This is a genomic window from Paucibacter sp. XJ19-41 (assembly GCF_028462495.1).
GTDB lineage: Bacteria > Pseudomonadota > Gammaproteobacteria > Burkholderiales > Burkholderiaceae_C > Roseateles_E.
Genome location: NZ_JAQOWX010000056.1, coordinates 1 through 13,782, shown reverse-complemented (window position 1 = coordinate 13,782; position 13,782 = coordinate 1). Strand labels below are relative to the sequence as shown.

The 13,782-nt window shown below is 66.8% G+C and carries 12 protein-coding genes; 6 read left to right on the top strand and 6 right to left on the bottom strand.

Annotated features, from left to right (window positions below; genetic code table 11):
• Positions 1-3: 3 nt before the first annotated feature.
• A complete protein-coding gene (locus PO768_RS15540; protein WP_272646772.1) occupies positions 4-651 on the bottom strand; it encodes a GntR family transcriptional regulator in 648 nt (215 codons plus the stop codon).
• 83 nt (positions 652-734) lie between these two features.
• On the opposite strand from PO768_RS15540, the gene scpA reads away from it, so the two are divergent.
• Genes scpA through PO768_RS15510 form a run of 6 tightly spaced genes read left to right on the top strand, consistent with a single transcriptional unit; the run spans position 735 to position 8,420 of the window.
• The gene (scpA, locus tag PO768_RS15535; protein ID WP_272646771.1) at positions 735-2,903 is read left to right on the top strand and encodes a methylmalonyl-CoA mutase; all 2,169 of its coding nucleotides are present in this window, start codon (positions 735-737) and stop codon (positions 2,901-2,903) included.
• On the top strand, positions 2,903-3,346 hold the full coding sequence (locus PO768_RS15530; protein ID WP_272646770.1) for a GNAT family N-acetyltransferase: 444 nt from the start codon (positions 2,903-2,905) through the stop codon (positions 3,344-3,346). Before scpA ends, PO768_RS15530 begins: the two co-directional genes overlap by 1 nt.
• On the top strand, positions 3,343-4,356 hold the full coding sequence (gene meaB / locus PO768_RS15525) for a methylmalonyl Co-A mutase-associated GTPase MeaB (RefSeq protein ID WP_272646769.1): 1,014 nt from the start codon (positions 3,343-3,345) through the stop codon (positions 4,354-4,356). The genes PO768_RS15530 and meaB overlap by 4 nt, the downstream gene beginning before the upstream one ends.
• A complete protein-coding gene (locus tag PO768_RS15520) occupies positions 4,349-5,881 on the top strand; it encodes an acyl-CoA carboxylase subunit beta (RefSeq protein ID WP_137940582.1) in 1,533 nt (510 codons plus the stop codon). Before meaB ends, PO768_RS15520 begins: the two co-directional genes overlap by 8 nt.
• A gap of 20 nt (positions 5,882-5,901) precedes the next feature.
• Positions 5,902-7,947, top strand: a complete 2,046-nt coding sequence (gene accC, locus PO768_RS15515) for an acetyl-CoA carboxylase biotin carboxylase subunit (protein WP_272646768.1) — start codon at positions 5,902-5,904, stop codon at positions 7,945-7,947.
• Entirely contained in the window at positions 7,947-8,420 is a 474-nt protein-coding gene (locus PO768_RS15510) for a VOC family protein (RefSeq protein ID WP_272646767.1), read from the top strand. Before accC ends, PO768_RS15510 begins: the two co-directional genes overlap by 1 nt.
• Positions 8,421-8,431: 11 nt before the next feature.
• On the opposite strand, the gene PO768_RS15505 is transcribed toward PO768_RS15510, so the two are convergent.
• From PO768_RS15505 to PO768_RS15485, 5 genes are all read right to left on the bottom strand, one after another.
• Entirely contained in the window at positions 8,432-9,229 is a 798-nt protein-coding gene (locus PO768_RS15505; RefSeq protein WP_272646766.1) for a PEP-CTERM sorting domain-containing protein, read from the bottom strand.
• 23 nt (positions 9,230-9,252) lie between these two features.
• A complete protein-coding gene (locus tag PO768_RS15500) occupies positions 9,253-11,154 on the bottom strand; it encodes a bifunctional metallophosphatase/5'-nucleotidase (protein ID WP_272646765.1) in 1,902 nt (633 codons plus the stop codon).
• A gap of 119 nt (positions 11,155-11,273) precedes the next feature.
• Positions 11,274-12,194, bottom strand: a complete 921-nt coding sequence (locus PO768_RS15495) for a response regulator (RefSeq protein WP_272646764.1) — start codon at positions 12,192-12,194, stop codon at positions 11,274-11,276.
• Complete coding sequence (locus PO768_RS15490) at positions 12,191-13,315, bottom strand: HD-GYP domain-containing protein (RefSeq protein WP_272646763.1); 1,125 nt, start codon at positions 13,313-13,315, stop codon at positions 12,191-12,193. Before PO768_RS15490 ends, PO768_RS15495 begins: the two co-directional genes overlap by 4 nt.
• Positions 13,315-13,782 (bottom strand): Hpt domain-containing protein (locus PO768_RS15485; protein ID WP_272646762.1); only part of this gene is annotated, 468 nt, incomplete at its 5' end. The genes PO768_RS15485 and PO768_RS15490, both read right to left, overlap by 1 nt.

The following is a 13,782-nucleotide window of genomic DNA, read 5'->3' as shown; positions in this document are numbered from 1 at the left end:
GGCTCAGGCCTGCGGCCGCGCCGCGCTGAGCCCGTTCTCGAAATGCCGGCGCATCAGCTGGGCCGCCGCCGCCGCATCGCGCCGGACGATGGCGGCCACCAGGGCCCGGTGCTCGGCCAGCGACTCGTTCAGGCGGCCTTGCTTGAACAGCGAGTGATGCCGGTTGAGCTTCATCACGCGGCGCAGATCGGTGACGATCTGCTGGCGCCAGCGATTGCCCTCAATCTCCAGCAGGCGCAGATGAAAGCGCTCGTTGGCGGCGAAGAAGGCATCGCGCTGACCGACCTGGCGCTCCAGCAGCTCGTGCAGGGTCTGCAGCTCGTCGAGCTCGGCCGGCGCGGCACTCTCGGCGACCCGCGCCGCCGCATCGCTCTCCAGCAAGGCCAGCAACTGATAGGCCTCGCGCACATCGCGCTCGCTCATCTCGGTCACATAGGCGCCGCGCCGCACCTTCATCGTCACCAGGCCCTCGGCCGCCAGCACCTTCAGCGCTTCGCGCAGCGGCGTGCGGCTGATGCCCATCTCGCTGCAGAGCTTCAGCTCGTCGATCCAGGCGCCGGGCTCCAGCTCGCGGCCGAAGATCTGCAGGCGCAGGCGCTCGGCCACCTCCTGGTAGAGGGCGCGGGGGGCGAGCAGGGTGGTGGTAGTCATCGTGGCATCAGATTCTAGTCAGTTCCGAATTTATAATTATGAATAACGAGAGCGCTATGATGCCGCGTTCGCAGGAGCCGTCAATGTCTGAATCCCGTCCCACCCCGTCCGAGTTCGCCGCCGCCAGCCTGGCGCAATGGCACAAGGCCGCCGCCAAGTCGGCGCCGGGCGGCAATGTCGAGGCACTGAACTGGATCACGCCCGAGGGGCTGACGGTCAAGCCCCTGTACACCGCGGCGGACACGGCCGGGCTGCCCTATGCCGACACCTTGCCCGGTTTCGAGCCCTTTTTGCGCGGCCCGCAGGCCACCATGTATGCGGTGCGGCCCTGGACCATCCGCCAGTACGCCGGTTTCTCGACCGCCGAGGAATCGAACGCCTTCTACCGCAAGGCCCTGGCCGCCGGGGGGCAGGGCGTGTCGGTAGCCTTCGATCTGGCCACCCACCGCGGCTATGACAGCGACCACCCGCGCGTGACCGGCGATGTCGGCAAGGCCGGCGTGGCGATCGATTCGGTCGAGGACATGAAGATCCTGTTCGACGGCATCCCGCTGGACAAGGTTTCGGTGTCGATGACGATGAACGGCGCGGTGCTGCCGGTGCTGGCCGGCTATGTGGTGGCGGCCGAGGAGCAGGGCGTCTCGCAGGACTGCTTAAGCGGCACCATCCAGAACGACATCCTCAAGGAGTTCATGGTCCGCAACACCTATATCTACCCGCCCGAGCCGTCGATGAAGATCATCGGCGACATCATCGAGTACACGGCGGCCCACATGCCCAAGTTCAACTCGATCAGCATTAGCGGCTATCACATGCAGGAGGCCGGGGCCAACCAGGCGCTGGAACTGGCCTTCACGCTGGCCGACGGCAAGGAGTATGTGAAGACCGCGCTGGCCAAGGGCATGGATGTCGACGACTTCGCACCGCGCCTGTCCTTCTTCTGGGCCGTCGGCATGAACTTCTATCTGGAGATCGCCAAGATGCGGGCCGCGCGCCTGCTGTGGTGCCGGATCATGAAGGGCTTCGAGGCCAAGAGTCCGAAAAGCCTGATGCTGCGCACCCACTGCCAGACCTCGGGCTGGAGCCTGACCGAGCAGGACCCGTACAACAACGTCGTGCGCACCACCATCGAGGCGATGGCGGCGGTGTTCGGCGGCACGCAATCGCTGCACACCAATTCGCTGGACGAGGCGATCGCGCTGCCCACCGAGTTCAGCGCCCGCATCGCCCGCAACACCCAGCTGATCATCCAGGAAGAGACCCATATCACCAGCGTGATCGACCCCTGGGCCGGCAGCTACATGATGGAGAAGCTGACCCAGGACATGGCCGACAAGGCCTGGTCCATCATCGAGGAGGTCGAGGCCATGGGCGGCATGGTCAAGGCGGTGGACAGTGGTTGGGCCAAGCTGAAGATCGAGGCCAGCGCGGCCGAGAAGCAGGCGGCCATCGACTCGGGCCGCGATGTGATCGTCGGCGTCAACAAGTACAAGCTCGCGAAGCAGGACCCGATCGAGATCCTGGATGTGGACAACGTCAAGGTGCGCGACGGCCAGATCGAGCGGCTGAAGGCCATCAAGGCCACGCGCGACACCGCCGCCGTGCTGGCTGCGCTGGCGGCGCTGACCGAGGCCGCCCGCTCGGGCCAGGGCAATCTGCTGGACCTGGCGATCAAGGCCTGCCGGCTGCGCGCCACCGTCGGCGAGATCTCCGACGCGCTGGAAGCGGTGTTCGGCCGCCACCGCGCCGACACGCAAAAGGTCAGCGGCGTCTACGCCGCCGCCTACGACTCGGCCGAGGGCTGGGCCAAGCTGCAGGAAGAGATCCAGGCCTTTGCCGAGGCACAGGGCCGCCGCCCGCGCGTGATGATCGCCAAGCTGGGCCAGGACGGCCATGACCGCGGCGCCAAGGTGGTGGCCACCGCCTATGCCGATCTGGGCTTCGACGTGGACATGGGGCCGCTGTTCCAGACCCCGGAGGAGTGCGCGCGCCAGGCCATCGAGAACGATGTCCATGCGGTGGGCGTCAGCACGCTGGCCGCCGGCCACAAGACCCTGGTGCCGGCCATCCTGAAGGCGCTGAAGGCCCAGGGCGCCGATGACATCATCGTCTTCGTCGGCGGGGTGATCCCGGCGCAGGACTACGACATGCTTTACGAAGCAGGCGTCAAGGGCATTTACGGCCCCGGCACGCCGATCCCGGCCAGTGCCAAGGATGTGCTGGAGCAGATCCGTCAGGCGGTGGCCGCCTGATGGCCAGCCTGTCGTTGAAGTCGATCGCGGCCGAGGACTTCGAGGCCTTGTTTGCGCTGCGCATGGACGCGATGCGCGAGAGCCTTGCTCGGCTCGGTCTGGGTGATGTCCAGCGCAGCCGCGATCGCTTCACCAGCCAGTTCGACGCCCAGCGGACCCAGTCCATCCTGCGCGATGGCGAACGTATCGGCTTCGTGCTGCTGAGGCCGGCCGGCGATCATCTGCATCTGGAGCAACTGTTCATCCGCCCCGGCGTGCAGGGCTGCGGCGCGGGCGCCTGGGTGCTGGATTGGGTCAAAAGTGTGGCACGCGCGCATGGGCAAGACGTGACCCTCAGCGCCTTGAAGCTCAGCGATGCCAACCGCTTCTACCGGCGCCATGGCTTCGAGCCGGTCGGCGAGAACGAGTTGGAAATCGAGTACCGCTGGAAGGTCCGGCCATGAGCTGGGCCCCCGCTCTGCTGGCCGGCCCCGGCCCCGCGCAGCGCCGGGCCATCGCCAAGGCCATCACGCTGCTGGAGTCGACGCGCAGCGACCACCGGGCGCAGGCCGACGCCTTGCTGACCGATCTGCTGCCGCACACCGGCAAGTCCTTCCGCCTGGGCATCTCCGGCGTGCCCGGCGTCGGCAAAAGCACCTTCATCGAGGCGCTGGGCCTGATGCTGATCGAGCAGGGCCACCGTGTCGCGGTGCTGACGGTCGACCCATCGAGCAGCGTGTCCGGCGGCTCCATCCTCGGCGACAAGACCCGGATGGAGCGGCTGTCGATGGACGAGCGCGCCTATATCCGCCCCAGCCCCAGCAGCGGCACGCTGGGCGGCGTGGCCGAGAAAACGCGCGAGGCCATGCTGGTCTGCGAGGCGGCGGGCTACGACATCGTCATCGTCGAGACCGTCGGCGTGGGCCAGAGCGAGACGGCGGTGGCGGGCATGACCGATATGTACTGCCTCTTGCAGCTGCCCAATGCTGGCGACGATCTGCAGGCGATCAAGAAGGGCGTGATGGAGCTGGCCGATCTGGTCGTGATCAACAAGGCCGATCTGGACGATGCGGCGGCGACCCGCGCGCGGGCGCAGATCGTCTCCAGCCTGCGCCTGTATGGCATGCACGGCCATCCGGACCATGCCCATCACGATGTCAAGACCTGGCACCCGCAGGTGCTGCAGCTCAGCGCGCTGAAGAGCGAGGGGCTGGACCGCTTCTGGGCGGCGGTCAGCGAGTACCGCGAGTTGCAGAGCGCCAAAGGCCTGCTGGCCGAGAAGCGCCGCCAGCAGGCGCTGGCCTGGATGTGGGAGCGCATCCAGGCGGGGCTGCGCCAGCAGTTCGCCCAGGCCGGCGCCGTGCGCGCGGCGCTGGCCGACACCACCGCCCAAGTCTTGAATGGTCAGCTGGCCGCCTCGACGGCCGCGAGAATTCTGTTAGCCAAGTTTTCCGGAGACGATCACCATGCATGACATCCAACAAATGCTCGAACAAAAGCGCGAGCAAGCGCGCAAAGGCGGCGGCGAGAAGCGTATCGCCGCCCAGCATGCGAAAGGCAAGCTGACCGCCCGCGAGCGCCTGGAGCTGCTGTTCGACGAGGGCACGTTCGAGGAATGGGATATGTTCGTCGAGCACCGCTGCGTCGACTTCGGCATGCAGGACAACAAGATCCCCGGCGACGGCGTCGTCACCGGCTACGGCATGATCAACGGCCGGCTGGCCTTCAGCTTCAGCCAGGACTTCACGGTCTTTGGCGGAGCGCTGTCCGAGGCCCATGCCGAGAAGATCTGCAAGGTGATGGACCAGGCGATGAAGGTCGGCGCCCCGGTGATAGGCCTGAACGACTCGGGCGGCGCGCGCATCCAGGAAGGCGTGGCCTCGCTGGGCGGCTATGCCGATGTGTTCCAGCGCAATGTGATGGCCTCGGGCGTGATCCCGCAGATCAGCATGATCATGGGCCCCTGCGCCGGCGGCGCGGTCTACTCGCCGGCGATGACGGACTTCATCTTCATGGTGAAGGACTCGTCCTATATGTTCGTCACCGGCCCCGAGGTGGTGAAGACCGTGACGCACGAGGAAGTCACCGCCGAGGAACTGGGCGGCGCCGGCACCCACACCAGCAAGAGCGGCGTGGCCGATCTGAGCTTCGACAACGATGTCGAGGCCATCCTGATGCTGCGGCGCTTCTTCAACTACCTGCCGCTGAACAACCGCGAGAAGGCGCCGACGCGGCCCAGCGGCGATCCCGGCCAGCGCCTGGACCATTCGCTCGACACCTTGGTGCCGGACAATGCCAACAAGCCCTACGACATGAAGGAGCTGATCCTCAAGGTCGTCGACGATGGCGATTTCTTCGAACTGCAGGCCGACTATGCGAAGAACATCCTGACCGGCTTTGCGCGCATGGAGGGCCAGACGGTAGGCATCGTCGCGAACCAGCCGCTGGTGCTGGCCGGCTGCCTGGACATCAAGAGCAGCATCAAGGCGGCACGCTTTGTGCGCTTCTGCGACGCCTTCAACATTCCGGTGATCACCTTTGTCGACGTGCCCGGCTTCATGCCCGGCACCTCACAGGAGTACGGCGGCATCATCAAGCATGGCGCCAAGCTGCTGTATGCCTATGCCGAATGCACGGTACCCAAGGTCACCGTGATCACCCGCAAGGCCTATGGCGGCGCCTACGATGTGATGAGCTCCAAGCATCTGCGCGGCGACGTCAACTTCGCCTGGCCCAATGCCGAGATCGCGGTGATGGGCGCCAAGGGCGCAGTCGAGATCATCTTCCGCGAGGACAAGGGCGACCCCGAGAAGCTGGCGGCCAAGGAAGCGGAGTACAAGGCCCGCTTCGCCAACCCCTTTGTGGCCGGCGCGCGCGGCTTCATCGACGACGTGATCCAGCCGCACGAGACGCGCAAACGCATCTGCCGCTCGCTGACCATGCTCAAGGACAAGAAGCTCGAGAACCCGTGGCGCAAGCACGGCAATATCCCGCTCTGAGGCCATCAGGAGACAAGAATATGTTCACGAAAATTCTGATTGCCAACCGCGGCGAGATCGCCTGCCGCGTCATCAAGACCGCGCAAAAGCTGGGCATCAAGACGGTCGCCGTCTATTCCGAAGCTGACAAGGACGCCCGCCACGTCGAGCTGGCCGATGAAGCGGTACTGCTCGGCCCCGCGCCCTCGCGCGAGTCCTATCTGGTGGCCGACAAGATCATCGCGGCCGCCAAGGCCACCGGCGCCCAGGCCATCCATCCCGGCTACGGTTTTCTGAGCGAGAACGAGGACTTCGCGCGCCGTGTCGAGGAAGAGGGCATCACCTTTATCGGCCCCAAGCACTATTCGATTGCCGCGATGGGCGACAAGATCGCGTCGAAGAAGCTGGCCAAGGAGGCGAAGGTCAACACCATCCCCGGCCACAACGAGCCCATCCTGTCGGCCGAGTCGGCCGTCGAGATCGCCAAGGGTATCGGCTACCCGGTGATGATCAAGGCCAGCGCCGGCGGCGGCGGCAAGGGCCTGCGCGTGGCCTTCAATGACAAGGACTGCTTCGAAGGTTTCACCAGCTGCCGCAACGAGGCGCGCAACAGCTTCGGCGATGACCGTGTCTTCATGGAGAAGTTCGTCGAGGAGCCGCGCCATATCGAGATCCAGGTGCTGGGCGACAGCCAGGGCAACGTCGTCTATCTGCATGAGCGCGAATGCTCGATCCAGCGCCGCCACCAGAAGGTGATCGAGGAGGCGCCGTCGCCCTTTATTTCCGAGGCGACGCGCAAGGCCATGGGCGAGCAGGCCGTGGCGCTGGCCAAGGCCGTCAGGTACCAGAGCGCCGGCACGGTGGAGTTCGTCGTCGGCAAGGACCAGAGCTTTTATTTTCTGGAGATGAACACCCGGCTGCAGGTCGAGCATCCGGTCACCGAATGCATCACCGGTGTCGACCTGGTCGAGCAGATGATTCGGGTGGCCGCCGGCGAGCCGCTGCCCTTCAAGCAGGACGAGATCAAACGCGAGGGCTGGGCCATCGAGTGCCGCATCAATGCCGAGGATCCCTTCCGCAACTTCCTGCCTTCGACCGGCCGCCTGGTGAAATACCAGCCGCCCGAGACCAGCATGGAGCAGGCGGCGCCCGAGCGCTTCGGCGTGCGGGTGGACACCGGCGTCTACGAGGGCGGCGAGATTCCAATGTTCTATGACTCGATGATTGCCAAGCTGATCGTGCACGGCAAGGACCGGGCCGAGGCCATCGCGAAGATGCGCGAAGCCCTGAATGGCTTTGTGATCCGCGGCATCAGCAGCAACATCCCCTTCCAGTCCGCCCTGCTGGCCCACCCCGATTTCGGCAGCGGCAATTTCAACACCGGCTTCATCGCCCAGCACTACGGTGGCGGCTTCAAGGCCGAGGATGTGGTGCATGAGGATCCAGGCTTTCTGGTCGCGCTGGCCGGCTTCATCCGCCGCAAGGCGCGCGAGCGCGAGGCCGGCATCACCGGCCAGCTGCCCGGCCATGAGGTGAAGATCGAGCATGACTATATGGCCCTGGTCAACGAGGGCGGCGGCCGGCATCAGCGCCATGCGCTGCATATCGACGAGTTCGTCGGCCATCTGGGCGAGGCCCATGTGCGGGTCGGCGACCGCAGCTACCGCATCGTCAGCACCTCGCGCCTGAACGACATCCGCATCGCCGGCACCGTCAACGGCCAGCCCTTCACGGCCCAGGCCGAGCGCGGCACGGCCAAGAATCCGCTGGCCTACCGCATCCAGCACAACGGCCTGGCCATCGAGGTCAGCGTGCTGTCGCCGCGCGCCGCCGAGCTGCAGGCGCTGATGCCTTACAAGGCCCCGCCCGACACCAGCAAGTTCCTGCTCTCGCCGATGCCGGGCCTGTTGGTTCAGATCGCCGCCGAGCCCGGCCAGACCGTGCAAGCGGGTGAGCGGCTCGCTGTCATTGAGGCGATGAAGATGGAGAACATCCTGATCGCCGAGCGCGATGTCAGGATCGCCGAGGTGCTGGCCAAGACCGGTGAAAGTCTGTCGGTCGATCAGCCCATTCTGAGGTTCGAATAATGGACAAGAAGCCCTACAAGATTCTCGGCATCCAGCAGATCGCCATCGGCGGCCCCGACAAGCAGACCTTGCGCAAGCTCTGGGTCGATGTGCTGGGCCTGACGGTCACCGGCAACTTCGTCTCCGAGCGCGAGAACGTCGACGAAGACATCTGCGCGATCGGCAACGGCCCGCACAGGGTCGAGGTCGATCTGATGCAGCCGCTCGACCCCGACAAGAAACCGGCCGTCCACACCACGCCGCTGAACCATGTGGGCCTGTGGGTCGATGATCTGGCCAAAGCCGTCGAGTGGATGACGGCCAACGGTGTGCGCTTCGCCCCGGGCGGCATCCGCAAGGGTGCGGCCGGCTTTGATATCTGCTTCATCCATCCGAAGAGCAGCGCCGAGTTCCCGATTGGCGGCGAGGGCGTGCTGATCGAGCTGGTGCAGGCGCCGGCCGAGGTGATCGCGGCGCTGGCGCCGTCGGCCTGAGCCGCCCGTGATCAGCCGCGGCGGCGGCGCGCCCAGGCCAGCACCGCGAGACCGGACAGCAGCAAGGCATAGCTCTCAGGTTCCGGCACCGGCGTGATCGCAAAGTTGCCGCGCAGTTCGGCCGCCATATTCAGCATGCTCGCGTCCATCGGGAAGTTGGTGGCCTCGAAGCCGGCGCCGGACAGCAGATAGCTGCTGACGACGATCTCCTCACCGATCTGGGCGTCGAATGCCAGCTGCACCGCCTGCTGCTCGCTGCCGGGCCGGGCGTCCCACAGATACTCGCCGAGCACCGTGTCGCCGCGCTGCACCGACAGACCCAGTCCCAGATAGCCGCTGCCCGACTCTGCGATCTCGAACAAGCTGCTGGCCAGGCCGGCAAAGCTCACCCGCAGCGCCTGGCCCTGAACCTCGCTGGCATCGGCGACGATCTTCAGCCGCAGCGCGCTGAGCTCCACGCTCAAGGCCTGCTGGTGGCTGCCCTGGGCGGCGCCCGTGACATCGAGCGAGTGGCTCAGGCTCAGCGCCAGCTCGGCCGTGCCGCTGCCGAAGGAGACGAAGGCGTCGGCCGCATAGGCATGGGCCAGTTGGCCCGCGCCGAGCGCCGAGTCATAGCTGCCGGCGCCGAACAGGGCCAGCTCACCCTCGGCGGGCGACAGATCCAGCAAATCGGCGGCCAGTTGCGCCGCGCCGGTGCTGGCGCTGTAGCCGCCGCCGGCCTGATAGGTCTGGCGTTCGAAGCTGGCGGCCTGCGCGCCGGCCGTCAGGCTCAGGGCCAGCAGGGCGGTCTTGAAGAGGTGGTGATTCATCGGTCGGGGCTCCGTTGTCTGGCTTACTGGCGGGTGATGCGGTTCTGCGGGCCGGGCGAGACGCCGCCAGGCGTGGATTGCAGATAGGCCTCGAAGGCGTCGGTATCGACCGCGCCGCCCAGGCGCTGCGTGCCCTCGCGCAGCACGACAAAGCCGTCGCCGCCGTCGGCCAGGAAGCTGTTGACGGTGACCCGGTAGCTGGCGGCCGGACTCACCGGTTGACCGTCCAGCATCATCTGGTCGATGCGCGCGTTGCAGGGCTGGGCGCTGCTGTAGCGGTAGCTGAAGCCCTGCGACACCTGCAGGATGCGCTCGGCCAGTTGGCCGTTGCAGCCGGTGAACTGGGTTTCCAGCAGGGTCTTGATCTGGGCGCCGCTCAGGCTCATCGTTACCAGCGAGTTGCCGAAGGGCTGGACGGTGAACGCATCGCCATAGGTGACCTGGCCGCTGGGCGGGTTGAAGGGCAGGTCCGCGCGAATGCCACCGGGGTTCATGAAGGCCACCCGGGCCTCGCCGAAACCGACCGGCTGGGTCGCCTTCAGCTGGGCATCGGCGATCACATCGCCCAGCGCCGATTCGCCGGCCGCATTGGCCGCGCGGCTGATCGCCGCGGTGATGCTGCCGATCACGCGCGACTTCGGCACCAGCGCCAGTGCGTCGTAATGGTTGACGAGTTCAAGCAGGCCGGCGTCCTGCTCACCGCCGGTGCCGGTGAGCAGATTGGTGGCGGCAATGCTCAGCACGTCCTTGCTGCGGGTGTCCAGCGTCAGGTCGATGTCGGTCAGGTTGCGCGCGTATTGGCCACCCGAGGTGACGCGCACCGGCTTGCCGGCCTTGTTGGGGAGCAGGCAGTTGTAGGCCTGATGGGTATGACCGGAGATCACCAGATCGACCTCGGGGTCCAGCCGGCTGACGATGTCGACGATAGGCCCGGAGGCGCCGCTGCAACCGTTCATGCCACCGGCCGCGAAACCGCCCTCGTGCACCAGCACGACCACGCTCTTGATGCCCTGGGCCTGCAACTGCGGCACCAGCGCGTTGACCGTGTCGGCTTCGTCGGCAAAGCTCAGGCCGGCAACACCGGCCGGCGACACGATGGTGGGCGTGGCCTCCAGCGTCATGCCGATGAAGGCCACCTTGTTGCCCAGAAAATCCTTGATGCCCACGCCCGGCAGCAGAGTTTGCTGGGTGGCGGTGTCCAGCACATTGGCGGCCAGGAACTTGAACTGGGCGCCGGCGAATTCGCCGTGCTTCTTGTCAGCCGCCAGCCCCTTGCCGGAGAAGGCATCGGTCGGGTGGTTGCCGCCGTGCTGCATGCGCAGCAACTCCTCACGGCCTTCGTCGAACTCATGATTGCCGACCGCGTTGAAGTCGATGCCGATGCGGTTCATCGCCTCGATGGTCGGCTCGTCCTTGAACAGGGCCGAGGTCAGCGGGCTGGCGCCTATCATGTCGCCGGCCGACACCACGGCATGCAGCGGGTTGACCGCCTTCAAGGCCTGGATGCGGGTCGCAAAGCGGGCGACGCCGGGATTGCTGGACGAGCCTTCGCCGGCCTTGATCGAGCCGTGGAAGTCGTTGAAGGCGATCAGCTTGACCTTGAGCTGGGTGCCTATGCCCGAGCTCTGGGCCGCCACCATGAGCCGGCTGCGCTCGGCCGCCGTGATGCGGCGCTGCTTCAGCAGATCGAAGCTGATCTTCGATGCATGGTTCAGAAAAGCGGCCTGGCTGCCCCAGGCCTGCTCGTCGGCGATCAGGTCATCGATCGTGCATTGCCCGTCGACGGCCCGGTTGCTGACACCGGAGTCAACACTGCCCAACAAGACGGTCGGCGAGCTGTCGGGCGTGGCGCAGTCGGCCAGCGCCCCCAGGGGCAGGGTGGCGGCCAGCAGCAGGGCCAGTCGGGCGAGAAGGGGCTTGGGCATGGGAGGCTCCGTGGTCGGTATGCGAATACCGCCAGACTAGGGTGCTTCGATGACGCGCCGCTCCGCCCCCAATATGGGCTGAAAGGACTACAACATCGACCGCCAGCCTTGCCCCGGCCTCAGCCCAGCCCGGCCGGCAACTGCCCACCCAGGCGCTCGATCTCGGCGCGCAGCAGCGCGATCTCGGTCATGCGGTCGAAGTCGGTCTGCAGCTGCTTCTGATGCATCGCGAAATGCATCAGATTGGCCACGCGCAGCTGCAGCAGTTCGGGGTCTATCGGTTTGAACACATAGTCGATCGCGCCCAGGCTCAGGCCGCGCTTGCGCGCTGTTTCATCGGTCAGCGCGGTGATGAAGATGATGGGCATCAGCGAGGAGCCGGGGTGCTGGCGCAGCCGCGAGGCGACCTCGAAGCCGTCCATGCCCGGCATCATCACATCCAGCAGCACCAGGTCGGGCGGCGCATCGGACTGGCAGATCGCGATGGCCTTCTCGCCGTGGGTGGCCAGCTTGACCTTGAAGCGGTCCTGGAACAGGCCGGCCACCAGCTGCAGATTGTCCGGCGTGTCATCGACCACCAGGATGGTGGCGCGCTCGCTGGCCGCGGGCGGCGTGGGTGGCAGGACGGGCTGGACGCTGGCTGCCGGTGGCCGGGCCTGGCGCAGCAGCGCGCGCTCGACCCGCTCCAGCAGGCGCTTGCTGGTGAAGGGCTTGATCAGCAGATCGGCCACACCCAGCCGTATCACCTGCTCGGCCAGGGCCTTGTCCAGGCCGCTGGACATCAGCAGCACCGGCAGCTTGCTCAGCCCGGCGTCGGCGCGCAGCGCCTGCAGCAGGCTCAGCCCGTCCATGCCGGGCAGCTCCAGCTCGGTCAGCAACAGCTGCACCGGCGCACCGGCGCGCAGCTGCTGCAAGGCCTTGGCGCCGTCCGAGGCCTCCAGCACCGTGCCGAAGCCGGCCTCGCCGAGCTGGTTCGCCAGATGGCGGCGGATCGCTGCGTTCGCATCGGCGACCAGCACATGGGTCTTGTTGTTATTCATGCCGGCTGTTCTCCCTCTTCATCGGCAAAGCGCGTCGCGATGGTCTGAAACTCCGCGCTGACCAGCTCGAAGGCCGCGACTATGTCGGGGTCGAAATGGCTGCCCAGGCCTTGCCGGATGATGTTGCAGGCCATCTCGTGCGGGAAGGCCGGCTTGTAGACACGCTTGGAGATCAGCGCGTCGTAGACATCGGCCAGCGCCATCAGCCGGGCCGACAGCGGGATCTGCTCGCCCTTCAGACCCAGCGGATAACCGCTGCCATCCCATTTTTCCTGGTGGCTGTAAGCGATCTCCTTGGCGTAGCGCAGAAAGGCGTTGTCCATGCCCAGCTCCTGCTCGGCCCGCAGGATGGCATCGCGGCCCAGCGTGGGGTGGGTCTTCATCAGCTCGAACTCCTCGCTGGTCAGCGGGCCGGGTTTGAGCAGGATGCGGTCGGGAATGCCGACCTTGCCGATATCGTGCAGCGGCGCCGACTTGAACAGCAGGGCCAGCGCGGTGTCGTCCAGGCTGTCGGCAAAGCGCGGATGCGGCCGCAGTGCCTGGGCCAGGCACTGCACATAGTGCTGGGTGCGGCGGATATGGTTGCCGGTCTCGTTGTCGCGCGTCTCGGCCAGCGAGGCCATCGCCCGTATCGTCACGTCCTGCAGGGCCTCAACCTCGCGGGTGCGCTGGGCCACCAGGGCCTCCAGATGGTGGTTGTGGCGCTCCAGCAGGTCGCGCGCCAGCTTCAGCTGCAGATGATGGCGCACCCGGGCCCGCGCGATGTCCGGGTTCACGGGCTTGGTGATGTAGTCCACCGCGCCCAGCTCCAGCCCCTCGCGCTCGTTTTCGGCCGCGCTCATCGCGGTCAGGAAGATCACCGGAATGGCCCGGGTGGCGGGCGCGGCGCGCAGCCGGCGCAACACCTCGTAGCCATTGAAGCCGGGCATCATGATGTCCAGCAGGATCAGATCGGGCGCCGGGTTTCCGGCCGCGATCTGCAGCGCCCGCTCGCCGCTGGCGGCAAGCTTGAGGCGGCATTCGCCGCGCAGCACCGTGCTGATCAGTTCCAGATCGCTCGGCGTGTCGTCCACCACCAGCACCAGATGCGTATCGGCCGCCAGGGCCAGCGGGTCGCTCATCACGTTTGCTCCGGCTCGATCAACAAGGGATTCGCGGCGCGCAGGGCGCTCAAGCCCTGGGCCAGGTCGTAGGCGGCCAGGGCCTGTTCCAGCGGCGCCAGCGCCGCACCGAGCGCGGCGGCCAGCTGCGGCCGCAGCTGCTGGAACAGCGCGACGGCCTCGGCATCATCATCGGCCAGCAGCGATTCCAGCCGCGCCAGCTGCGGCCGCAGGCCGGCCCAGTCGATGGCGCTGGCGGTCGCAGCCGGCTCGTCCGCCGGCAAGGCGGCTTGCAAGGCCAGGACCAAGGCCGAGCAGGCCTGCTCGACGGGCTCCAGCGCTGGCACACGCCCCTGCTCCAGCGCCAGCTCGGCCACCCCGGCCTGCGCCGCCAGATCGGCCGCGCCAATCGTCGCGGCCGTGCCCTTGAGCGTGTGCAGCGCGCGCAGCGCCTCGGCCGGCCGCGCGGCTGCCAGTTCGGCACGGGC

Bases quoted from the DNA above. Each gene is read 5' to 3' on its own strand.
- PO768_RS15510 (WP_272646767.1), top strand. From the start codon at position 7,947: ATGGACAAGAAGCCCTACAAGATTCTCGGCATCCAGCAGATCGCCATC.
- PO768_RS15505 (WP_272646766.1), bottom strand. From the start codon at position 9,229: ATGAATCACCACCTCTTCAAGACCGCCCTGCTGGCCCTGAGCCTGACG.
- accC (WP_272646768.1), top strand. From the start codon at position 5,902: ATGTTCACGAAAATTCTGATTGCCAACCGCGGCGAGATCGCCTGCCGC.
- PO768_RS15500 (WP_272646765.1), bottom strand. From the start codon at position 11,154: ATGCCCAAGCCCCTTCTCGCCCGACTGGCCCTGCTGCTGGCCGCCACC.
- scpA (WP_272646771.1), top strand. From the start codon at position 735: ATGTCTGAATCCCGTCCCACCCCGTCCGAGTTCGCCGCCGCCAGCCTG.
- PO768_RS15530 (WP_272646770.1), top strand. From the start codon at position 2,903: ATGGCCAGCCTGTCGTTGAAGTCGATCGCGGCCGAGGACTTCGAGGCC.
- meaB (WP_272646769.1), top strand. From the start codon at position 3,343: ATGAGCTGGGCCCCCGCTCTGCTGGCCGGCCCCGGCCCCGCGCAGCGC.
- PO768_RS15520 (WP_137940582.1), top strand. From the start codon at position 4,349: ATGCATGACATCCAACAAATGCTCGAACAAAAGCGCGAGCAAGCGCGC.
- PO768_RS15490 (WP_272646763.1), bottom strand. From the start codon at position 13,315: ATGAGCGACCCGCTGGCCCTGGCGGCCGATACGCATCTGGTGCTGGTG.
- PO768_RS15540 (WP_272646772.1), bottom strand. From the start codon at position 651: ATGACTACCACCACCCTGCTCGCCCCCCGCGCCCTCTACCAGGAGGTG.
- PO768_RS15495 (WP_272646764.1), bottom strand. From the start codon at position 12,194: ATGAATAACAACAAGACCCATGTGCTGGTCGCCGATGCGAACGCAGCG.